At 58.8% G+C, this 22,360-nt stretch carries 21 protein-coding genes and 2 pseudogenes; 9 read left to right on the forward strand and 14 right to left on the reverse strand.

Annotated features, from left to right (window positions below; translation table 11 throughout):
- Positions 1-6 precede the first annotated feature (6 nt).
- The 4 genes from AB4N44_RS01720 to AB4N44_RS01735 all read right to left on the reverse strand — a co-directional run bounded on the left by AB4N44_RS01720 (position 7) and on the right by AB4N44_RS01735 (position 5,094).
- Positions 7-1,359, reverse strand: a complete 1,353-nt coding sequence (locus tag AB4N44_RS01720) for a c-type cytochrome (protein ID WP_460110544.1) — start codon at positions 1,357-1,359, stop codon at positions 7-9.
- A gap of 17 nt (positions 1,360-1,376) precedes the next feature.
- Positions 1,377-3,629, reverse strand: coding sequence for a xanthine dehydrogenase family protein molybdopterin-binding subunit (locus AB4N44_RS01725; protein WP_460110543.1), 2,253 nt, complete (start codon positions 3,627-3,629; stop codon positions 1,377-1,379).
- Positions 3,629-4,084 carry a (2Fe-2S)-binding protein gene (locus AB4N44_RS01730; protein ID WP_460110541.1) on the reverse strand — a complete coding sequence of 152 codons (456 nt, stop codon included), beginning with the start codon at positions 4,082-4,084 and terminating at the stop codon, positions 3,629-3,631. The genes AB4N44_RS01725 and AB4N44_RS01730 overlap by 1 nt, the downstream gene beginning before the upstream one ends.
- Positions 4,085-4,161: 77 nt before the next feature.
- Positions 4,162-5,094, reverse strand: a complete 933-nt coding sequence (locus AB4N44_RS01735) for an AraC family transcriptional regulator (protein WP_460110539.1) — start codon at positions 5,092-5,094, stop codon at positions 4,162-4,164.
- A 229-nt stretch (positions 5,095-5,323) separates the two neighbouring features.
- Between AB4N44_RS01735 and AB4N44_RS01740 the strand changes: the two genes are divergently transcribed.
- Positions 5,324-6,568, forward strand: coding sequence for an MFS transporter (locus AB4N44_RS01740; protein ID WP_316918339.1), 1,245 nt, complete (start codon positions 5,324-5,326; stop codon positions 6,566-6,568).
- Positions 6,569-6,584: 16 nt separating this feature from the next.
- Here the strand turns inward: AB4N44_RS01740 and AB4N44_RS01745 are convergent, their stop codons facing one another.
- Entirely contained in the window at positions 6,585-7,046 is a 462-nt protein-coding gene (locus AB4N44_RS01745) for a hypothetical protein (protein ID WP_460110537.1), read from the reverse strand.
- A gap of 219 nt (positions 7,047-7,265) precedes the next feature.
- Between AB4N44_RS01745 and AB4N44_RS01750 the strand changes: the two are divergent.
- Positions 7,266-7,445, forward strand: a pseudogene (locus AB4N44_RS01750) (AAA family ATPase); the annotation flags it as partial.
- Positions 7,446-7,537: 92 nt separating this feature from the next.
- Here the strand turns inward: AB4N44_RS01750 and AB4N44_RS01755 are convergent.
- Complete coding sequence (locus AB4N44_RS01755; protein ID WP_150751429.1) at positions 7,538-8,173, reverse strand: hypothetical protein; 636 nt, start codon at positions 8,171-8,173, stop codon at positions 7,538-7,540.
- A 169-nt stretch (positions 8,174-8,342) separates the two neighbouring features.
- Here AB4N44_RS01755 and AB4N44_RS01760 point away from each other — a divergent pair.
- Positions 8,343-8,570 (forward strand): annotated as a pseudogene (locus tag AB4N44_RS01760) (MFS transporter); the annotation flags it as partial.
- 84 nt (positions 8,571-8,654) lie between these two features.
- Here the strand turns inward: AB4N44_RS01760 and AB4N44_RS01765 are convergent.
- Complete coding sequence (locus tag AB4N44_RS01765; RefSeq protein ID WP_460110535.1) at positions 8,655-9,908, reverse strand: MFS transporter; 1,254 nt, start codon at positions 9,906-9,908, stop codon at positions 8,655-8,657.
- A 74-nt stretch (positions 9,909-9,982) separates the two neighbouring features.
- Positions 9,983-10,153 carry a hypothetical protein gene (locus AB4N44_RS01770; RefSeq protein WP_316918343.1) on the reverse strand — a complete coding sequence of 57 codons (171 nt, stop codon included), beginning with the start codon at positions 10,151-10,153 and terminating at the stop codon, positions 9,983-9,985.
- A gap of 183 nt (positions 10,154-10,336) precedes the next feature.
- On the opposite strand from AB4N44_RS01770, the gene AB4N44_RS01775 reads away from it, so the two are divergent.
- Positions 10,337-10,792: a hypothetical protein gene (locus tag AB4N44_RS01775; protein ID WP_160039983.1), complete on the forward strand. Its 456-nt coding sequence runs from the start codon at positions 10,337-10,339 to the stop codon at positions 10,790-10,792.
- Between the two features lie 90 nt (positions 10,793-10,882).
- Here the strand turns inward: AB4N44_RS01775 and AB4N44_RS01780 are convergent, their stop codons facing one another.
- From AB4N44_RS01780 to AB4N44_RS01805, 6 genes are all read right to left on the reverse strand, one after another.
- Positions 10,883-11,386: a cupin domain-containing protein gene (locus tag AB4N44_RS01780; RefSeq protein ID WP_160039985.1), complete on the reverse strand. Its 504-nt coding sequence runs from the start codon at positions 11,384-11,386 to the stop codon at positions 10,883-10,885.
- Positions 11,386-11,904, reverse strand: a complete 519-nt coding sequence (locus tag AB4N44_RS01785) for a GNAT family N-acetyltransferase (protein WP_160040017.1) — start codon at positions 11,902-11,904, stop codon at positions 11,386-11,388. Before AB4N44_RS01785 ends, AB4N44_RS01780 begins: the two co-directional genes overlap by 1 nt.
- Positions 11,905-12,000: 96 nt before the next feature.
- Positions 12,001-12,222, reverse strand: coding sequence for a hypothetical protein (locus tag AB4N44_RS01790; RefSeq protein ID WP_160040019.1), 222 nt, complete (start codon positions 12,220-12,222; stop codon positions 12,001-12,003).
- Between the two features lie 71 nt (positions 12,223-12,293).
- Positions 12,294-12,680, reverse strand: coding sequence for a cupin domain-containing protein (locus tag AB4N44_RS01795; RefSeq protein ID WP_127927582.1), 387 nt, complete (start codon positions 12,678-12,680; stop codon positions 12,294-12,296).
- Between the two features lie 72 nt (positions 12,681-12,752).
- Positions 12,753-13,577: an AraC family transcriptional regulator gene (locus AB4N44_RS01800; RefSeq protein ID WP_127927584.1), complete on the reverse strand. Its 825-nt coding sequence runs from the start codon at positions 13,575-13,577 to the stop codon at positions 12,753-12,755.
- A 136-nt stretch (positions 13,578-13,713) separates the two neighbouring features.
- Positions 13,714-14,619, reverse strand: coding sequence for a LysR family transcriptional regulator (locus tag AB4N44_RS01805; RefSeq protein ID WP_460110531.1), 906 nt, complete (start codon positions 14,617-14,619; stop codon positions 13,714-13,716).
- Positions 14,620-14,713: 94 nt separating this feature from the next.
- Between AB4N44_RS01805 and AB4N44_RS01810 the strand changes: the two genes are divergently transcribed.
- The 5 genes from AB4N44_RS01810 (at position 14,714) to AB4N44_RS01830 (ending at position 22,358) form a co-directional block, all read left to right on the forward strand.
- Positions 14,714-15,880, forward strand: a complete 1,167-nt coding sequence (locus tag AB4N44_RS01810; protein WP_460110529.1) for an MFS transporter — start codon at positions 14,714-14,716, stop codon at positions 15,878-15,880.
- A 58-nt stretch (positions 15,881-15,938) separates the two neighbouring features.
- Positions 15,939-16,565 (forward strand): TetR/AcrR family transcriptional regulator, encoded by a 627-nt coding sequence (locus AB4N44_RS01815; RefSeq protein ID WP_127927591.1) that lies wholly within the window; start codon positions 15,939-15,941, stop codon positions 16,563-16,565.
- A gap of 200 nt (positions 16,566-16,765) precedes the next feature.
- Entirely contained in the window at positions 16,766-18,037 is a 1,272-nt protein-coding gene (locus tag AB4N44_RS01820) for an OmpP1/FadL family transporter (RefSeq protein WP_127927593.1), read from the forward strand.
- A 125-nt stretch (positions 18,038-18,162) separates the two neighbouring features.
- Complete coding sequence (locus AB4N44_RS01825) at positions 18,163-19,272, forward strand: efflux RND transporter periplasmic adaptor subunit (protein WP_127927595.1); 1,110 nt, start codon at positions 18,163-18,165, stop codon at positions 19,270-19,272.
- Positions 19,269-22,358: an efflux RND transporter permease subunit gene (locus AB4N44_RS01830; protein WP_127927597.1), complete on the forward strand. Its 3,090-nt coding sequence runs from the start codon at positions 19,269-19,271 to the stop codon at positions 22,356-22,358. The genes AB4N44_RS01825 and AB4N44_RS01830 overlap by 4 nt, the downstream gene beginning before the upstream one ends.
- The last annotated feature ends 2 nt before the right edge of the window (positions 22,359-22,360 follow it).

Here is a 22,360-nt window from a genome sequence, read left to right on the forward strand (position 1 = left end):
TCTCCTTTAACGCATCTGCAGGATGATCGGGCTGCTGCTGGCCGGATCGGTGTGCTCACGCAGTTTGCCCACCGTCTGCGCATCGACAGCACTGGCCTGATTGCCCCAGGTGCTGCGCATGAAGGTCAGCACTTCGGCGATCTGCTGATCTGACAGCTGCTCGCGGAAGGCCGGCATGCGATAGGCGTCCGGCACACCGGCGGCTACCACACGTTGCGAACCATTCAGGGTGATGTTGATCGCCGAGGCGCTTTCCTTGGCCAGTGCAGAAGTCGCGCCGGCCAGCGGCGGCATCCATTCAGGTTGACCCTTGCCGTCGAGACCGTGGCAGGAAGCACAGCGCGCCACGTAGGTATGCGCACCGGGCGAGTCCAGCCGTTGCGCTGCCGATACCGCTTGATACTGCCACGGCGCGCCATCCCTTTCGCGATCCCCGGGAAGCGACTTCAGGTAATGGGCAATCGCGCTCAGATCGTCATCGCTCATGAACTGCGTGGAGTTATTGAACGCCTCAGTCATCGAGCCGTAGACCACCGCGTGTTGATTGCGACCGGTCTTGAGGAACTGCACGATTTCCGCCTCACTCCAGCGGCCCAGGCCGGTGTTGTGATCATCACGCAGGCTCGGTGCGTACCAGCCATCGAGCAAGGCGCCGGCGAGGTACGGTTTACCGGATTCATCCAGTGCCTTCTCGTTGAACGCCAGGCCGCGCGGCGTGTGGCAACTGCCGCAGTGCCCGGCGCCCTGAACAAGGTAAGCGCCACGGTTCCACTGTTCATCCTGCGACGGTTTGGGCGCATACGGTTCGGCATCGACAAACACACCGTTCCACAGTGCAATCGGCCAGCGCAGGTTCAGCGGGAACGGAATCGCACTCGGGATATTCGCCTGTTTCACCGGCGCCACGCCTTTCATGAAGAACGCATACAACGCTCGTACATCGTCATCACTGAGCTTGGCGTAGGACGGGTAGGGCATCGCCGGATACAGACGGCGACTGTCGGGCGCCACGCCGTGGCGCACCGCCCGGTCAAAATCCGCCAGGCTGTAGTGGCCGATGCCGGTTTCCGTGTCCGGGGTGATATTGGTCGCATGGATTGAGCCCAGCGGTGTGGCCATTTCCAGGCCACCAGCGAATGGCGCGCCTCCTGGCACGCTGTGGCAGGCCACGCAATCGCTGAGCCGGGCGACGTATTCGCCACGGGCGACCAGTGCCGGGTCGATGTCGGCCACGGCGATCTGATGGGTTTCAAGGCGCGAGACAGGCTCACGGGTGACATACCAGGCCAGCAGGCCTGCCGCGACCAGGCACGGCACTGCCAGCCAGCCAGCGGTTCTTGCGAATCGGCTGTTATTCATGGACGCTCCGGCGCTGATCAAGTGAAGGTGTGTCGGCTCATCGGCAGGCTGCGCACCCGCTGACCGGTTAGCCTTGCCACCGCGTTAGCGACGGCGGGCGCGACCGCTGGCAACGGCGGTTCACCGATGCCACCCATTTTTTCCCCACTCTCGACCACACGCACGTGTACCCGAGCCATCCGCGCAGGCGGCAGGATCTGATACAAGTCGTAGTTGCGCGCCCGGGGTTTGCCATCAATCCACACTGCTTCTTCCACCAGGGTTTGCGACAGTCCCAACGCCACAGCGCCGTTGACCTGCGCTTCGACAATCGCCGGGTTGACGATGCTGCCCGGGTCAATCGCCTGCCAGATGTCGTGCACCTTGACCTGGCCGTTCTCGATGGACACCTCGGCGATCACCGCCGTCTCCGTACCGAACGGCGAAGCCATGGCCACACCGCGTGCACGTTTGCTGCCATCCTCGGCGGTAAACGGCCCGCGCTTCCAGCCGCCCGACAGTTCACCCACCGCTTGCAGCAAGGTGGTCAGGCGTTTGTTATCACGCAGCAGATGCAGACGCAGGTCGAACGGGTCTTTGCCACCCTTGTCGGCGAGCTCATCGAGGAACGATTCATAGAAGAAGTCGTTGAGGGAGTTGCCCACCGAACGCCAGTAACCGAGCATGGCCGGGCCTTTGACGTAGATCTGCGCGATGCGTTTGTTGGGGATCGCATAGGTTTTGCCTGACAACCCTTCAAGCGCTGTGGGGTCGAGTTTTTCACCCTGTTTGCCGGCGAGGGCTTCGGTCGGGCCTTCGGTGGCACTGATCGCTTCGATTGCCAGCGGCCAGCCGTCGTTGTCCAGCGCGGCACGGAAGTTCACCGCAGCAACGGGGCGGAGCACGTCACGCAGGAACTCTTCTTCGCGGCTCCAGATCAGTTTGACCGGACGGCCAACCGCTTTCGCCAGCGCGATTGCCTGAGGGTAGGGACTGGCCGAGTCGTAGAGGAAATGCCGGCCGAAGAACCCGCCTAGCAGCGGCGAATGCAAGGTGATGCGCGACGGATCCAGCCCTGTGCGTTTGGCAATGTCGGCACGGAACATGTCCGGCGCCTGATTCGGCAACCAGACTTCCAGCGTACCGTCCGGGTTGAATCGGGCCAGTGCCGAAGGCGGCTCCAGTTGTCCATGGTTCAGGTATTGGTTGTGGTAAGTGGCGTCAATCCGCGTCTTGGTTTCCTTGAGAATCGCAGCCACGTCGCCTTGGTTTTCATCATCTTTGGCCGGGCCTTTGTCTTCAGCGAGGCGCTTGAACCAGGCATCGCTGGAAAAGTCGGCGGGCATCGGCCGCACTTTGCTATCGGCCGTTGGCTCTTGCCAGTCGACCTGGATCGCCTCGACGGCACGTTTGGCGTGCCACCAACGCTCGGCGACCACCGCCACGGCGCCCGGCAGACGGTGCACGGAATGCACGCCTTTCATTGCTTTGACCTGATCTTCGTTGCGCAGGTTGCCGACCGTCATCCCCAAACGCGGGGCATGTTGCACGGCAGCGTGGAGCATGTCGTCGACCTTCAGATCGATGCTGTACAGCGCCTTGCCGGTGGACTTGTCGTAGGCATCGAGGCGCTTCACCGGTTTGCCGATCCAGCGGAACTGGCTCGGATCACGCAGTTGCACGGAGGCCGGATCGGGAACCGGCAGATCCATCGCGCGCTCGGCCAGTTCACCGTAAGCCAGCGAGCGGCCCGACTTGGCATGCACGACTTTGCCAGGCTCGGTGCTCAACTCGCTGACTGGCACGCCAAGTTGTTGCGCGCCCGCCTGCAACAGCATGGCGCGGGCAAGGGCGCCGAGGCGGCGCATGACCGGGTAGCTCATGCGCACCGACATACTGCCGCCGGTGATGCGCATGCCGTTTTCCAACACCACATAGGCTTCGCCGGGCGGTGCGGCTTCGACCAGAAAGGTCGACGGATCGGCATCCAGCTCTTCACCGACGATTTGCGCCATCGCCGTGAACGTGCCTTGTCCGCCTTCCATGAACGGGCAGAGCAGACGCACGCGATTGTCTGGACGGATCTCGAGAAACGCCGGCACCTGCGTGCCGCGCTCGGCCGTCGCCGCGGCAACGGCAGCTTGCACGCGTGTCGCACCGAGCGGCAGGCCGAAGCCGAGGACCAGTGCGCCGACGGCGGTGCCGGTGAGAAAACGTCTGCGCGAAACATTGATCGGTTCGTGCAGATCCAGCACCGAGGCTTGCTGTGAAGGGTCGATTCGAACGTTCATCACGCGTCTCCCTTGCCGGCCACCTCATGCACGGCGGCATGAATGGCGTTGTAAGTGCCGCAACGGCACAGATTGACCATCGCCGCTTCGATCTGCGCATCACTCGGCTTGGGGTTTTGTTTGAGCAGCGCGGTGGCGGCCATCACCTGCCCGGACTGGCAGTAGCCGCACTGCGCAACCTGCAGATCGACCCAGGTCGCGACCACCCGTTTGCCGACTTCATCGCTTTCGATGGCCTCAATGGTGGTGACCTCGCGGCCGACCACACCCGCCACCGGCGTGACGCACGAACGCACCACATTGCCGTCCACCAACACTGAGCAGGCGCCGCATTGCGCCAGCCCGCAGCCGTACTTGGTCCCGGTCATGCCCAGATCATCGCGGATCACCCACAGCAAGGGCGTATCGGCGTCGGCATCGACCTGATAGGTCTTCTGGTTGATTCGTAGTTCCATGATTCACCCGCTGATCATCGGTTGACGTGCATTGTTATGAGCGGTGACACGCGGCGAGGCGCAGCACCGGTTTTCGTTCAATTCGCTACTGTGCCGAGGGCTTCTGCTTCAAATGGCTGCCCGCGCAAAAGGGCAATGTCACGACTCGGCGCGGTGCCGAACAGGCGGCCATATTCGCGACTGAACTGCGAAGGGCTTTCATAGCCGACCGCAAACGCAGCGCGCGATACGTCGAGGCGCTCGACCAGCATCAGCCGCCGCGCTTCGTTGAGCCGCAGCCATTTCTGGTACTGCAGCGGACTCATGCCGGTGAGCTGGCGGAAATGATGGTGAAAGGTCGGCGCACTCATCTGCACCCGCGCGGCCAGATCATCGATGCGCAGGGCATCGGTGTAGTTGACCTTGAGCCAGTCAATCGCCTTGGCGATGCGATAACCCTGACCATCGACGGCCGTGATCTGCCGCAGCCGCGCACCTTGGTCGGTGTGCAGCAAGCGATAGTGGATTTCGCGCAGAATCAGTGGCGCCAGCACCGGGATCGCTTCGGGTTCATCGAGCAATGCCAGCAGTCGATCGAGTGCGCCTTCCAGGGCAGACGACATACTGCCAATCGCGGCGCCCGTGCCCGTTGCTGGCTGCCGCTTGGCCGGCAGGCCGCTCTTGGTGATGACCTCGGCGAGCATGCTGACATCCAGTTTCAGCACGAGGCCGACACAGGGCTGCTCAGGACTGGCAAGCATCACTTCGGAGTTGGCGGGCAGGTCCAGTGAAGTGACCAGAAACCGTGACGGGTCATAGCTGTAGCCCTCACCACCGACCCACAAGCGCTTTTCGCCGCGACCCACGAGAATCAGGCTGGGTTCGATCATGCACACCATGGGCGGCGCCGGTTGGTCGCGACGAAACAGCGACAAGCCGGGTATGGCCGTGGCGAAGTCACCCGGTGCGTTCACGCGCGGGTCAATGTGCAACGCCAAAGGCGATTGCTGAGCCAGAGGGGTAGGGATCATGTCGGGTCACTCCTGTTGACCGAACTCTAATCCGCGCGCGAGACGTTTCCTATCCATCACCCTGCATCGCCAGAGGATCAGGCAAGCATTCAAGAGGAATGCGCTAGGGAAGGGCCGGATTGACCGGGAGAATGTGTCTATCTGTTACAGGGGCAGTGCCCGAATGGGCTTCACGCTGCTTGCCCCTGCGCATCACATCCACAGGTTTTTCGCACCACAGGTAGTTCCCATGACGTTTCCTTCTACAGATCCTTCTAAAAGAACAGGCGGCTGGAGCGCTGTGCTGGCCATGTCGCTGGCCGCATTCGCTTTGGTCGCTTCAGAATTCATGCCCGTCAGTCTGCTGACGCCGATTGCCGCAGACCTGCACATCACCGAAGGCCAGGCCGGGCAGGGGATTTCCGTGTCGGGCGCCTTTGCCTTGATCACCAGCCTGTTGATCGCCTCGGTCGCCGCGCGCATCGAACGCAAGAAGTTGCTGCTGGGCCTGACCTTGCTGATGATCGTCTCCGGTACGGTCGTCGCGGTCGCGCCGGGCTACCCGTCATTCATGTTTGGACGTGCGTTGATCGGGATCGCGATCGGCGGTTTCTGGTCATTGTCGGCGGCGACCGCAATGCGTCTGGTGAAGCCTGAACAGGTTTCGCGAGCGCTGGCCATCGTCAATGGCGGTAACGCTCTCGCCACGGTAATCGCGGCTCCAGCGGGGAGTTTTCTTGGCTCGTTGATCGGCTGGCGCGGGGCATTCTTCTGTGTGGTTCCGGTCGCGGTGCTGGCCGCCGTGTGGCTGCTGATCAGCCTGCCGTCCTTCAAGGCCGAACGCCAGGCCGGTAGCGGCAACGTCCTGCGGTTGATGAAGCAGTTGCCAGTGGCCTTGGGCATGGTCGCTGTCAGCGTATTTTTCATGGGCCAGTTCATGCTGTTTACCTACCTGCGGCCCTTTCTTGAAGGCGTGACGGGCGTCAGTGTCTCAACGTTGTCCTTGATGCTGCTGGGGTTGGGACTGGCCGGTTTTATCGGTACCTTTCTAATTGAAAGGTTTATGGGCCGCGGCCTCTACCGCACGTTGACCGTCATCCCGCTGATCATGGCGGCCATCGCGCTAGCGTTGGTCAGCTTCGGCAAGTCACCGGTGCTGACCGCCGTGTTGCTCGGACTGTGGGGATTGGTGGCCACGGCCGCGCCGGTCGGCTGGTGGACATGGCTGGCGCAGACGCTGCCGGATGATGCGGAAGCCGGAGGCGGCTTGCTTGTGGCGATTGTCCAACTGGCGATCGCCGGTGGCGCGATCATTGGCGGTCTGGCCTTCGATCTGAGCGGTTACAAAGCCACATTCGAGCTTAGCGCCGCTGTCTTGGTTGTCGCGTCAGTGCTGGCCTGGTTGGCGGGGCGCAATGCCACTGAAGTTCATCTTGTCGAACCGGCAGCTCATTCGAACGCTGTTTCCGGCGAAGCTGAGTCCCGATTTGTCTGATCAAGCAGGAAGCTGCTCAGTGCGCCAATGACGGTTGGGTCGCGACCGAGACAGTGAAGATCAAAACAAACAGCACGACGACTGCCCAGAACATCACCATGACTGTCAGCATGACCACCTTAAGGCCTTGATAAAGCCTGCGCAGCCAATGGCCTTCGGGTTTTGCTTCTGCGCGGGTTCTGAGTAGGCCTTTCAAATAAAAGCCGAGCAGCGCCAATAGCCCGCCATCTATCGCCAGCGCAGGCAGGCCGGCTATGGGGAAGATGCTTTCCCACCGATAGAAAGAAGACCGGCTCAGAAAGACCACATAACAAGTCAGACCGCCGTAGGGCAGTGCTCTCCACCATTTGCCGGCCAGCGCCCCGACCATCAGGCACATGATCACCATGAAAGGGCTGAGGAGAATATGGAGCATCCACTCCATTACGTTGGGCAAGTAGTCCGGGGAATGGATGCTGCGCCAGAGGTGTTCCAACATTGATCGGGTTCCTGCCTTCTATGAAGTAAGTGCTGCTGCGGTGCTTCCGTGCTGCTGCACGGTATCGGCGTGTTTTTGGGTTACATAAGGGTTGTTGTGTAAATCAGGGGCTTTAGGGGCGTGCGTCCTACGCCGGAGCATGCCCGGGCGGGGGAGGAATTCAAGGTTGTGCGCAATGGCGTGCCGTCCGGCGTGCGTGAGAAACGGTTGAGCGAGCGGAACGATAGATATGAACACCAGCGACGGGTAGACACCAGGAAGGTTGATATTACCGGCCTGACGCCACCCACCTGGCAGTCTGTATTGGCTCATGAATATGAGCCGTGGGATAACGCTCCGTTTTATATAGACACAGCCTTGACGTCTCGCTGCTTTCGAACAATATCGATCATTGGTTAGGCTCTGCGCCTTTCCTGCTATTTCAACCTGTATCTAGACTGATAACATCTAGTGGGTAAAAAGGCGTGAAAGGCCCAGGGCAATATTCCACCTTATCCAAAGTATTGCTGAACAATTGCCAAACCTCTTAGTTGTGACAATGCGCCAATGCAAGCAGTATGAGTGGCTTGATTCGGATAGCCGTGCTCCCACCATATTCGCCAAGTAATGCCTTCACTCGATCGAATGACGGCAGCTAGCTTATTGGCGCAACCCGCCGGAAGCAGCAGATCACCGTTTGCAGTGGGCAATATCCAATTAGAGGATGCTGAGGCGCACGGGATTTTGGAAATGAAAATATCAATCTTACTTGCCGCGCCATATTCATCAAACATTTGAGGGAGCTTCCTCAGAAACAGTTCTTCCGCATGGCCGCCACCTTGTTGCGGATTCTCGATGACCCTTAGAGTGCCGAGCACAGGTTGGCTACCCTGTATGAAAGGGCCTCGCAAACGGTCGGCAGGCTGAATTCTTCGCTGCTGTTTCATACCTGCCAATGTGACGAGCGCAACGCCTCCAATCCCTGTCTTTATTGGGTTGTCTCTATACCCCATACTTCCGAATGTGCATATTGTTCCGTCGTCATCATCAAATCTTGATATTAAGTAAACATAGCCGGGACTCTGTCTCGCAAGCACGTCAAGTGATCGCTTGTGACGAATGAACTCAGAGCTTTCTACCAATGTCATGAGCACCTCCTTGTGAAACGTAAAATTCCAAACCTGACCTCAATCAACGCCAGTTTAGTAGATTTTCAAGCGACCGTTTTTGACCGATTACTGCCTCTTGTGGTCGGCTGAAAACAGCCCTTGTCCAACGATGGGATGAAACAGAAAGCGATCCTGCTTTATTACTCGCCTCTGGGGACTGGTTCCCACCGCCGCGCCGATCGGCTGGTGGACATGGCTGGCGCAAACGCTTCCGGATGATGCTGCGCAGGCCGGAGGCGGCTTGCTGGTGGCGATTGTCCAAGTGGCGATCGCGGGAGGCGCAATCATTGGTGACCTGGCTTTTGATCTGAGTGGCTACAAATCTACATTCGGGCTTAGCGCCGCGGTGTAGGTCGCCGCGTCGGTGCTTGCCTGATTGGCGGGGCGCAATGCCACGGAAGCTCAGGAAGGGGAGTCTGATGCTCACTTTGAGTTGACCGAGTAACGTTTCAACCGCATTTCATGGACTCAAGATCGCCGCAAGTTCCGGATGGTTTTTTGCGTAATACAGCTCTGACTCAGCGTCATCTTCCAGGAAGTGCCATATCTTTTTTGATCGCATGGAATACATGACGATAATCAGAAATACCCCGAGATAAAGCCACATCAAACTGTTTGCGCCGGATCTGGACATGATGGCGCCCGTCATCATGAATGAAACCGAGCTGCCTAGCTGACTGATCACTAATGTGGAGGCCATCAGTCGTACGCGTACGCCGGAGGGGATCGACATGAGCCTCTTGTCCATTCCGACCATAGCAATGCAAGCACTCGCCGCCCCGGCGAAAAACAGACAAGTACTCAACTGCCAGATTTCGTCGGCTTGCGTCGCTGCACAGAGTGCAAACGTTAATAGGGCCCAACATCCAAGATACTTGTTGCGCTGATTTTCCTTTTTGCTAATCAGCGGGCTTAAGAAGAACAAACCTGCAACAGCCCCACCCGCGAACAGCGCATTGAACAGGCCAACGCTACCTTCAGCTAAACCGCGAGTGTGTATGAGCGCTGGAACCAACATCGGTACCGTCGCTGTTACGGCAAAACCCAGTAGCAACCCTGAAAAAGTCAAAAATTGTTCTGCCGGTAGAGCGCATTTGAGTTTAAGCCCCAAAAGCATGTCATTAACGTGATCGGCTGATGATTTTCTGCGTAGCAGGGCAGGGGCTGCACTCACCGGTAGCATCATGGCGAACGCCACGATGACTAATCCCACGATTGACGCAAATAGCAGCGAGATTTCCAGTGAAGAAACCGTAATAACAATACCCGCCAACAAGGGCCCCGCAACCCTGCCGACAGTAACGACGATGCGCCGGACGCGAAATGCCGCGTCCGCACGATGTTTATCAACGGTTTCCGCAGGATAGATACCCAACAGAGGCTGGATCATTCCAAATGCTGATGCCGCGATCACATCGATCAGTATCAGCGCATCAAGCGAATACCAGTTTGCGGCAAAAACGTATCGCAATACGCTGGCCATCAAGATCGCAAAACAGCCCACCTTGAGCGCCGTAGTGCGGCGCATCGACTCAACACGCGGCGCCAGACACAACATCGAAATGATCGCCGCGAGTGCGAGCGCTGTTTCGTAGACCGCCAGCTCCAGCAGGCTTCCTCGCTGCACGATGATCAGCGGTAGCGTGGTATTCCAGCAGCCGAGGTAGATCCAGAGTAACAAGTCCAGGCAAAGATACTTTCGAAATGTACTCAATTCGTGGGTTCCTTGCTCCGCACCTTGTCAACTCAATAAAACAACGGTGCAGTGAGGGTTCAGATTGCGTGATATCAAAAGCTCTCACCGTCGACAATGAAAAAATCACTCTGTAAATCAGCTGATTGCTGGCCAGTTAAGGTTTGGCTGGATGGCTCTGTCAAACTATTTTTTTGCGCACCATTTTGGTAAATAACCAAGGATCCGTGACGGCTTTGTTCTTTGAAGTTCAGCCAGGCGAGCATCAAAAAGAGGCACCTATAAAAGTGTTGCGCACATGCAGAGTGCGAAAGGATGGCGTGAATTGACACATGACTTCGCGAGGTTGCCCTTCAGCACGGGTTAAATCTGGCGATAACCTGTTCGGCGACTCAAGCGTTTTCTCACCGGATGTTCCCGCCGGCCCTCTATCGTTGAATGGACTTCCCATGCATCACCGCATCCATGCCGCTTACCATCAAGCAAAATTCAGTCGTAGCCGTTGTGCCTGGCTATTTATCGACAACGTACCTATCGAACAGTGGCTGAACAGTCATCTCGAATACCCCGATCAGGACCTCAACGGTCTTTCATTGATGTGGTTGCTGGACGAGGAAGAAGACGCGCTCGCCAAACGGCGCTTCGCTCCTGCAGAAGACGGGACATCGACGCCAGTTCCACTGTTGGTCTGCGGCGATGATATGGACTTCGATTGCTTTGTGTTGATGACCGAACAGGTGATTGACGGAGAGACTCTGCATTGGCGTCGTTTTGGGTTGAGCGTGTCCAGCGGCCTGGAAGTCGGTATTACCACTCGATGGGACGTCGAGAATCGGCCGATCAGTTTTTCCCTTGCGGAATTTCGCGAAGCGCTGGAGGACTTTTACAGACTGATGAAAGCCTGAAGGGCTGAGTGAGGTCGGAGAGTCATTCGCGCGCGCCGAGTGTTTCGCAATGCCGGGGGAAACCTGCCCGGGATCGAAAACACGGCGCCCTCATGGTTCGTCGTCCCAATAATCAAGCGTAGCCCCGGGCCGCTGCACAGCGGCGAAGGCGCGCGCTCCATTGATTGTGACCATCGCCTGATATTTGCCGGAGTCCGGGTATTGGCAGACTTCGGGGGTTTCTCGGGTGCCAATGGACAGATACTTCAGCGGTGCATCCGAGGTGTTGATGATCTGATGCGGATATTCGGGGCCGGCCGGAATGAAGATGACGTCGCCGCTTCGGATCGGCAACATTTCACCCGCCACGCGCAGGGTGCCAAACCCTTCCAGGATGACGAACATCTCTTCCTGAGCATAATGAAAGTGGTAGGGACAAGAACGCTTGCCTGGCGCGACGATGTCCACCGACGCACCGAGTTTCTGCGCGACGGTGTCAGTGCCGAGGCGCGCGCCATGGCTCTCGTAAAGAGGGTCGCGGCGCTCGTATTGCAGCGGCACATCATTGAAATTGCGAATCATGCGCGCAGCTAAAGCACAGGGGTCATTGCTCATTAATCACTCCCGAAAGTATCTGTATGGGCATCCCGCCTGTCGCCCAAACGAACGGTATTACTGTTGGCGCGGACATAATAATTATCAAATTCACCGCTTTCGACAAATACGAAACCATGGCGAATATAAAAGCGATTTGAAGCGCTTTCTTTGAGAGCGCCAACTTTAACAGGGCGTCCGATCTCATCCGCCTCTCTGAAAATCCGAGTGAGAACTTCGGTGCCTATCCCTGCTCCTTGAGCGCTAGGTATCACATACAAGTGGTCGAGCAGTAGCTCGCTCTGATGGTCTTTGAGAACGACAAAACCGACCATATCACCTGATACTTCTATGCGGCGCGTGCTGCTAGCGTCGAAACCACTATGAAACCGTTCGCGCGCGCGATCAGGATCAAATCGCCCAAGCCGCTCTAGGCTTTCGCGCATGGCCTCAATCCGAATGGCTATCAGATCTTCCAGATCGCAGTTTGAAGCACGGCGTAAAACGACAGCAGATTTTTGATCAGGGAAAGGTGACATAACAAGCGCTCCAGGCATGGCCGGTGACTCATTATAGAGAGCGTGAGTGGCATAACCAGTCACGCCGGCCCATGCCCGCAACCAGAACGTACTGTCTCAGCCATACATGTACAAAAGGTCGTCGATCAGCTCTAGGTCCTGCTGCGTGAACTGGACCTTGTTGTACCGTCTAATGTCCTCAAGCACACCCCTGATCGGAACTTGCCGCGAAGGATCCTGAACAATTTCGATCAGACGGTCGTAATCGGGATCTCTTCCCTTGAGGTGTTTTTCAATCAGTTCTTTGAGCGCTACGCGCGCCACTGGATCGGATAGCACTGTCACTTATCCCGCAAGATCGTGAATTCATCTTCCCACTCAGCGCAGACATCGCACAGGATGGTGCTGGATTATATCCAGACGTCGTTCAAGGCCGTTCTTTCACCATCTTCATGCCCGGTATTCAAAATACCTCGTGGCTCGATCATCATCAGTTTTGTTTCACCTTTAGCAGCCGTCCGATGTTCAACACCACGGGGTACTACATACAGTTCACCCGGGCTCACATAGACGCAGCCATCCGGCAGGTCGATGCGCAAGGTGCCCTCCAGGACAAGAAATGCTTCGTCGGTCTCAGGATGTGAGTGCCAGATGAATTCGCCTTCGATTCGCACAACCTTGAACTGGTAGTCATTCATCTCTGCAACAACCCTGGGACTCCATTGCTGTTCGATGAGCGACGCTTTACGTGCCAGGTTTACAGGAACTGATGATTGTTGATGACGGAGCTTTGACATGACGGATCCTCTTTGGTCGAAGTCGTCATCCTATAGAGCATGGAGCAGGGCGCTCTTGTACGATCCTGCAAGTCAGCGCGCGGCCCGCAATCGTTCCAGCCAGCGCATGGGCGGAACTCCGTAGCAGCGGCTGAAGTGTCGCGTCATATGACTTTGATCGTGGAAACCCGCGACGAGGGCCGCATCCACCAAGGTGAAACCTTCAAGCACCAATGCGCGGAACCGATCCAGACGGCGCAGGGTGACAAATCGGTAAGGGCTCGTACCGTAAAGTGTTCTGAAGTCGCGTGACAGGCTCCAGCGTTCGCGCCCACTGGCATGTTCCAGCATCTCCAGCGAAATGCATGTGTGCAGATGTTCCAGGATGAATGCTCTGGCGCGCTCGGCTGCGCGGTAATCCAGACGCTTGCGCCCGCGCGGCTTGCCGCCGACCGCACGCAACGCCATCGCCAGGTCATACAGCGCGTCCTGTTCCTCCAGTATTTCCAGTGGATGATCCACCGCTTGCACGAATGCTTCACTGGCCTGGAACAGACGCGGATCGCTCGACAGTCCCCCTGCGATAAAGGGCAAGGGTTCCCCACCCAGAACGTTCTGGATCAATGACGGATCAACGTAGGCCATTCGATAACGAAAGCCTGCGTCAGTGCCGGCCATGCCATCGTGGAGTTCGTCGGGGTGAAGCACGAGCGTGTTGCCGGGAACACCGTGGCGCAGCGAGCCTGCGTAGTGAAAGCTCTGAACGCCCGCCAACGTACGGCCGATCGAGTAGGTGTCGTGTCGATGAGGATCGTAGCCGTGGCTGCCGAACCACGCTTCGATACGCTCGATGCCCCCAGGCTGAACACTGCGGATGACCCAGTCGGCGGTGCCGGCTTGGCCATTTTTCTGATCCATGAATGTGTACCTTCCCGATTCTGCGCGTTGGTGGTGAAGATTTGTCTGTCGGAAATATACAAGTGAGGGTATTTAGATGTCTGTTCTTGACCTAAAGCGGTCTTTAACGACGGCCATCAACTTCACGAGTATCAGCTTATACCTGCGCTGACATCCGGTGATGCTCCAGCAAGAAGTCGACGAACAATCGCACCCGCGCCGGCATCGCTGCGCCGCCGACGAACACCGCATGAATCGGTTCCTGGTCCCCGGGATTCCACGCTTCCAGCAGCGCAATCAGGTCGCCACGCTGCAGATCCTCGCTCACGCTGAACTCTCCGATACGTGCAATGCCGGCGCCCATTCGCGCGAGTTGTGCCAGCGCTTCACCACTGCTGCATTCGATGTTGCCGCTGACCTTCAGGGAAAACGCTTTGCCATCACGGATGAATGGCCAGTTGGGTTCGGCACGCCGGAAGTTGAAGCGCAGGCAGTTGTGCTGCAACAGGTCCTCCGGTTCCTGGGGGATGCCGTGGCGCTGCAGATACTCGGGCGATGCCACCACGACCTGGCCGGTGGTGCCGATCCTGCGCGCGCTCAGCGGGCTGTCGGGCAGATGGCCGAAGCGCACCGCGACGTCGGCTTGTCCGGCAAGAATGTCGACCACTTCGTCGCCGAGGGTGAGGTCGACGACGATGTTCGGGTAGCGGGCGCTGAAGGCTGCGACCAAGGGCACGATGGCCAGACGGCCGTGGCCAAGGGCGGCACTGACGCGCAATCGCCCTCTGGGCACGCCTTGATCGGCGATGGCTTCTTCGACTTCGTCCATGTCGGCGAGGATACGCCGGGCGCCGCGCAGGAACGCTTCGCCCTCGGCCGTGAAGGTGATCGCTCGGGTGGTGCGCAACAGCAGGCGAGTGCCAAGCCGTTGCTCGGTACGCGCGATGATCCGGCTGACTGCCGAAGGTGTCAGGCCTAGCGCACGCGCGGCGGCCGACAGACTGCCTTCCTGCGCCACGGTAGTGAACACGCTCATTTCACCTGACCTGCCGTTGAAATCCACTTGTGCCTCCTACGCAAAGGTGATTGCCAAAAACGCTATCTACCGCCTGAAAGGGCGGGATCGTAGCATTGGCAGCATAGATGAGGAGCTTTCCATGCGTATCAATCCACCACTTGTTGCACTCGCCATCGGTGCCTTCGGCATCGGCGTTACAGAATTCGCGCCCATGGGCATGTTGCCGGGTATCGCTGCGGATCTGGGCGTTTCCATTCCCGCTGCCGGTTTGCTGGTCAGTGCTTATGCGCTGGGGGTATTGCTCGGCGCGCCGCTGATGACTCTGACCACCGGCAAGATTCCCCGGCGCTCTCTGCTGATCGGGCTCATGGCGATTTTCACCTTGGGTAATCTGATGTCAGCCCTGGCCACCGATTATTACAGCCTGATGGTCGCCAGGGTAGTGACCTCACTGAACCACGGTGCCTTCTTTGGCGTTGGCTCCGTCGTCGCCGCCACCCTGGTTGCCCCGGAAAAACGCGCCGGGGCAGTGGCGGCGATGTTCATGGGTCTGACCCTGGCGACCATCGGCGGTGTGCCGCTGGCCGCCTGGTTTGGCGAACTGTTTGGTTGGCGCACCGCGTTCTGGGGGATTACCGGCCTCGGCGTGGTGACCATGGCCGCGTTGTGGTTCGCCTTGCCCAACGTGCGGGCGCCGCAAAGCGTCGGTGTCATGGCAGAAATTCGAGTGTTGGGGCGCGGCCCGGTGCTGGCCGCGCTGGCCCTGACCGTAGTCGGCTCGAGCGCGATGTTCACCGTCTTCACCTACATCGCGCCGATCCTCAGCAGCGAGACCCATGCGTCCACCGCCTTCATCACCGCCATGCTGATGCTTTACGGTGTCGGGTTGACGCTGGGCAACATGTGGGGCGGCAAGGCCGCTGACCGCTCGATCGATCGCACCCTGATCGTCTCGCTGAGCGTGTTGATTCTGGTGTTGTTGGCGTTCACCGTACTGATGCGTTGGCCGCTGCCGGCCGCCGTGGCCATTCTGATCTGGGGTATTGCCAGCTTTGCTTTGGTGCCGCCACTACAGATGCGCGTCATGGAAGCGGCCAAGGACGCGCCCAATCTGGCCTCGGCGGTGAACATCGGCGCGTTCAACTTCGGCAATGCGATTGGCGCGGCGCTGGGCGGCGCGGTGATCAGCAGCGGGCTGGGTTATCCGGCGATCTCCCTGGCCGGCGCGGCAATGGCGGGCCTGGGGCTGCTGATGGTGTTGGGGTTTGCGTGGCGTTCCAGAACGGTTGAAGCCGCGGTGGTGTGACACGTTCAACAATGCTCGGCGAGTTGTCAGTCATTCATAGGGTGAGTAAGCTGCCCCCATGAATCAGCCATCCCTCTCTACCTCCTCGCCGAGCACTCGCGGCCCCGCCGAACACGACATTCGTGACCAGATTGTCGCCGCGGCCAACGAGCACTTCAGCCAATACGGCTACGGTAAAACCACGGTTTCCGACCTGGCCAAGGCCATCGGTTTTTCCAAGGCCTACATCTATAAATTCTTTGATTCCAAGCAGGCGATTGGCGAGGCTATTTGCGCCAACTGTCTGGGACAAATCGCTGCAGCAGTCGAGCACGCGGTTAACGCGGAAGCGCTTTCAGCCACCGAGCGTTTGCGCAGGTTGGTGAAAACCGTGATCGCCACGGGTGTGGACCTGTTCTTCAACGATCGCAAGCTCTACGACATCGCGGCGTTTTCCGCCTCGGAGCGCTGGAACAGTGCGCAAGTGTATGAAGCGCAGATCAAGGCCTTTATCCTCGACATCGTGCGTCAAGGTCGAGAAGCGGGGGAGTTCGAACGCAAGACGCCGCTGGACGAGACCGTCGAGTCGATCAATCTGGCGCTGCGACCTTTCGTCAATCCGCTGCTGTTGCAACACAATCTGGATTTGATCGAGCAAGCGCCCACGCTGACCACCAATCTCATCCTGCGCAGCCTGATGCCTTGACCCATCGCTGAGCAAGCTTTTCAGGCGATTAGAGTCAAGGCAACATCCCCCTCATTACGTTTCCTGCCCACCGGCACATCAGTGCCGGGAGGGCATTGAATTTAGTCTTATGTGACCATTGACTGAATCGGTCACATGGATAATATGGTTTCGCTGTAGTGCTCGATGTTCTATTCCAGTGATCTCCATAGAGTCCAATAATGAAAAAAACAATGCTCAAGAGCCCCGTGGGCCTGGCCTTCGTGCTTGCGTCTTCCAATGTGTTTGCCGGTGGCTTTGCACTCAACGAACAAAGCATCAGCGGGATGGGATCCGGTTTTGCCGGTCGATCTTCATCAGCCGAAGACGCCAGTACGGTCTACGGCAACCCGGCGGGCATGGCGCGGCTTAAACGGGAGCAGGTGAGCGTGGGCGCGGCGACGCTGTTCGCCAAGTCTGATATCAGCCGCACGCGCAGTACGTTCGGCGGTAATGAAGACGGCGACATGGTGCCAACGACCACCGTGCCCATGGGGTATTACGTCAAACCGATTGATGACCACTGGGCATTCGGCGTCGGATTTTATGTGCCGTTCGGGCTGATCACCGACTACGGCAGTGGTTTTGCCGGACGCTATTACGCCAACAAGAGTGAAGTCACCACGCTGACTTTCCAGCCGACCATCAGCTACGCCTTTAACGAAAAAGTCTCGATCGGCTTCGGTCCGACCATTAACCGTATCAGCGGCGAGATATCCGGCATGGTGCCCAATCCACTCAGCCCGGGGCGTAATGACGGCAAGCTGAAAAGCACGGGTGATGATACCGCGCTGGGCTTCAACGCCGGTGTGCTGGTGCAGGCGACAGACCAGACCCGCCTGGGGCTGACCTATCACTCCAAAGTCAGTTACCACCTGGATGCGAAAACCAAGGTCACCGATGGCATCTTCAGCGTGCTGGGCGTGAGCGGTCGCAGCTATGACGCGTCGCTGGACGTGGACACGCCGGAGTCGGTGGACGTTTCGGTTACGCATCAATTCAATAACGACTGGACGCTTTATGTCGGCAGTACCTGGACGCGCTGGAGCCGCTTCAAGGAGCTGACGATCGAGAACAGTGGCTTGCCGCCGTTGCTGAGTGGCCAGTTGGGGACGATTAGCGAAGAGCAGAACTGGCACGACACCTGGGCTCACGCGATCGGTGCGGCCTATCAATTGAATAACCAATGGGTACTTCGTGCCGGTTTCTCGGTTGATCAGTCACCGGCCAACAACACCAATCGGGGGCCGCGCATTCCGACGGGCGACCGCAAGGTGCTCAGCTTCGGGGCGGGCTGGACGCCGGTGGAAAATGTCACGATCGACCTGGCTTATTCCTACCTTTGGGAGGAGAGCGTCGAGGTTAACGACACCTCGGCATCGAGAGGTGCCTACAGTGCCAGATACAAGAACAGTGCGAGCGGGCTTGGGACTTCTGTGAGCTACCGTTTTTAGTCGGGCCTGTCGGTCGATTCGTGGTTCGATCTCGCAGGTGGTAAGGATGTAGGGTGTGACTATTGACGATATTGGTCACAAGACTGAGAATATGATGATCATCCTATTCCACAGTAAGTGAACCTATGCGCCGGCTCCGACTTTTCCCCATTGCCGCATGCTTGTTGCCTCTAGCCCTGACCGCCTGTGGCGAATCTTCCAGTGTTGCAGATCCCCGTACACAGGCGCCGCTGGTCAGATCCGCTGCGGTACAAGCGTCACCTGACATCGCTCGTTCTTTCACCGGTGTCGTGGCGGCGCGCGTTCAGGGCGACCTAGGGTTTCGCGTATCGGGCAAAGTGCTCGAACGTCTGGTTGATACGGGGGAGGTCGTCAAGCGCGGGCAGCCGCTGATGCGTCTCGACCCGATCGACCTCGGACTGCAAGCGCGGGCGCAGCAGGCGGCGGTCATCGCTGCTCGCGCCAGCGCCAAACAGACCGCCGACGATGAGGCTCGCTATCGCAAACTGGTCGGCGTTGGCGCCATTTCGGCATCAGCCTACGATCAGTTCAGAGCCGCCGCGGAGACTGCAAAAGCGCAGCTCAACGCCGCGCAAGCGCAAGCCGATGTAGCGCGCAATACCTCGGGTTATGCGCTGCTGGTCGCTGATGCGGACGGCGTAGTGGTGGAAACGCTCGCCGAGCCAGGACAAGTGGTCAGCCCGGGACAACCGGTGGTGCGCCTGGCCCGTGCAGGTCAGCGCGAAGCCATCGTGCATCTACCCGAAACGTTGCGCCCGGCTGTCGGCTCCACCGCGCAAGCCAGCCTCTACGGCATGAATTCAGCGGCTGTCACGGCAAAACTGCGGCTGCTTTCGGACTCGGCAGACCGCACAACGCGCACGTTCGAAGCGCGCTATGTGCTCGAAGGACCGTTGGCCAACGCGCCGATCGGTGCGACCGTCACCCTCAGCATTGCCGAGGGCGCCTCCCAGACACAGGCCTTACAAGTTCCCATCGCTGCTGTTTACGACGCGGGTAAAGGTCCAGGTGTGTGGTTGATCGCCGGAACACCGGCAACAGTGACCTGGCGAGCGGTTCAGGTGCTGGGGTTGAGTGATGATTCGGCCCGCATCGCCGGCGACCTCGCTGCCGGTGAGCAGGTTGTAGCGTTGGGCGCCCATCTGCTGCGCGATGGCGAAGAAGTACGGTTGCCGCAGATGAGCGAAGCCAGCGTTGCCGGGAGCCGTCCATGAGTCAGGGGCGCTTCAACCTTTCGGCCATCGCCGTGCGCGAGCGGGCAATCACGGTTTTCCTGATTTTTCTGATCGCTGTTGCAGGGACGTTGTCGTTCTTTAAGTTGGGACGTGCGGAAGATCCACCGTTTACGGTCAAGCAGCTGACCGTGATTACCGCGTGGCCGGGCGCGACGGCGCAAGAGATGCAGGATCAGGTCGCCGAACCCCTTGAAAAGCGCCTGCAAGAACTCAAGTGGTACGACCGCTCGGAAACCTACACACGCCCTGGACTGGCGTTCACGATGGTGTCGTTGCTCGATAGCACGCCGCCCTCGCAAGTGCAGGAAGAGTTCTATCAAGCACGCAAGAAACTCGACGATGAAGCCATCAGGCTGCCGGCCGGTGTGATCGGGCCGATGGTCAACGATGAGTTTTCCGACGTGACCTTCGCGCTGTTCGCCTTGAAAGCCAAAGGCGAGCCGCAGCGCTTGCTGGTGCGTGATGCCGAAGCCATGCGCCAGCGTCTGCTGCACGTGCCGGGGGTGAAGAAGGTCAACATCATCGGTGAGCAAGCCGAGCGCATCTACGTTTCATTTTCCCATGACCGCTTGGCGACCCTCGGCTTGTCGCCGCAGGACATCTTCGCCGCGCTGAACAGTCAGAACGTGCTGACGCCCGCCGGGTCCATCGAAACCAATGGGCCACAGGTGTTTCTGCGTCTGGACGGTGCTTTCGACAAGGTGCAGAAAATTCGCGAGACACCGGTCTCCGTGCAGGGCCGCACGCTCAAGCTCTCTGATGTGGCGACGGTTGAACGCGGTTACGAAGATCCGGCGACCTTTGTTGTGCGCAATGACGGCGAAGACGCGCTGCTGCTGGGTGTGGTGATGCGCGAGGGCTGGAACGGTCTCGATCTGGGCAAGGCGCTGGATGCGGAGACCGCGCGGATCAATGCGGAAATGCCATTGGGCATGACCCTCGCCAAAGTCACCGACCAGGCAGTCAATATCGACTCGGCGGTCGGCGAGTTCATGGTCAAATTTTTTGTCGCGCTGCTGGTGGTCATGCTCGTGTGCTTTCTGAGTATGGGCTGGCGAGTAGGCGTGGTGGTCGCCGCCGCAGTGCCGTTGACCCTGGCGATCGTGTTCGTGGTGATGGCCGCCACCGGCAAGAACTTCGATCGGATTACCCTCGGGTCATTGATCCTCGCGCTCGGGCTGTTGGTCGATGACGCGATCATCGCCATTGAAATGATGGTGGTGAAAATGGAGGAGGGCTACGATCGCATCAAAGCGTCCGCGTATGCCTGGAGCCATACGGCGGCACCGATGCTGTCCGGTACGCTGGTGACGGCGATCGGCTTTTTGCCCAACGGTTTTGCCCAGTCCACTGCCGGCGAGTACACCAGCAATATGTTCTGGATTGTCGGCATCGCACTGATCGCTTCCTGGGTCGTTGCGGTGGCGTTCACCCCGTATCTGGGCGTGAAGTTGTTGCCGGACATCAAGAAGGTTGAAGGTGGCCACGCGGCGATCTACAACACGCCGAATTACAACCGTTTCCGCCGGCTGCTGACCGCGGTGATCGCTCGCAAATGGCTGGTGGCGGGCACGGTGGTCACGCTGTTTTTCGTCGCGGTTCCTGGCATGGGGCTGGTGAAGAAACAGTTCTTTCCGACCTCCGACCGCCCCGAGGTGATGATCGAGGTGCAAATGCCCTACGGCACCTCGATCGAGCAGACCAGCGCCGCGTCCGCCAAGGTTGAAGCCTGGTTGCACAAGCAGGATGAGGCAAAAATCGTCACGGCCTATATCGGCCAGGGTGCGCCACGTTTCTTCTTGGCGATGGCGCCAGAATTACCCGATCCTTCTTTTGCCAAAATCGTCGTGCTGACGGACAGTCAGGAAGCACGCGAAACCCTCAAGTTGCGCTTGCGTGAAGCGGTTGCTGAAGGCCTCGCGCCGGAGGCTCGTGTGCGGGCCACGCAAATTGTCTTTGGTCCTTATTCGCCGTTTCCGGTTGCCTACCGGGTGATGGGGCCTGATCCGGCGAAGTTGCGCGACATCGCCGAGCAGGTCCGCGGCGTGCTGCAAGACAGCCCGATGATGAGAACGGTGAACACTGATTGGGGACCGCTGACCCCGACATTGCATTTCAATCTCGATCAGGACCGCCTGCAAGCCGTGGGGCTGACCTCGAACGCGGTCGCCCAGCAACTGCAGTTTCTCCTGAGCGGAGTGCCGATCACCGCGGTGCGCGAGGATATTCGTTCTGTGCAGGTTGTTGGGCGTGCCGCTGGCAATATCAGGCTCAACCCGGCGCAAATCAAAGGCTTCACTCTGGTCGGCGCGGCGGGACAACGCATCCCGTTGTCGCAGATCGGCGAGGTCGATGTGCGCATGGAAGATCCGATTCTGCGGCGCCGCGACCGCACACCGACGATCACTGTGCGTGGCGACATTGCCGAAGGTTTGCAGCCTCCGGATGTGTCGGGTGAGATCCTCAAGCAATTGCAGCCGATCATTGAAAAACTGCCTTCGGGTTACCGAATCGAGCAGGCGGGCGCCATCGAGGAATCCGGCAAAGCGGGCAAGGCGATCCTGCCCTTGCTGCCGATCATGATCGCCATGACGTTGCTGATCATCATGGTGCAGGTGCGTTCGATCGCGGCGATGATCATGGTCTTCCTCACCTCGCCATTAGGCTTGATTGGTGTGGTGCCGACGCTGCTGATCTTCAATCAGCCATTTGGCATCAATGCGCTGGTCGGGTTGATTGCGCTGTCGGGGATCCTGATGCGCAATACGCTGATTCTGATCGGGCAGATCCATCACAACACGCTGGAAGGACTGGACCCGTTCCATGCCGTGGTCGAAGCCACTGTGCAACGTGCGCGGCCGGTACTGCTGACGGCGCTGGCGGCCATTTTGGCGTTTATTCCACTGACACACTCGGTGTTCTGGGGCACGCTGGCCTACACCCTGATTGGCGGCACGTTCGTCGGCACCATCATGACGCTGGTGTTCCTGCCGGCGATGTATTCCATCTGGTTCAAGATCCGCCCTGAGCACGAGGTTCAGACCGAAACAGTCAAACTGGCGTAGTG

Source organism: Pseudomonas sp. S3_C06 (assembly GCF_054667675.1).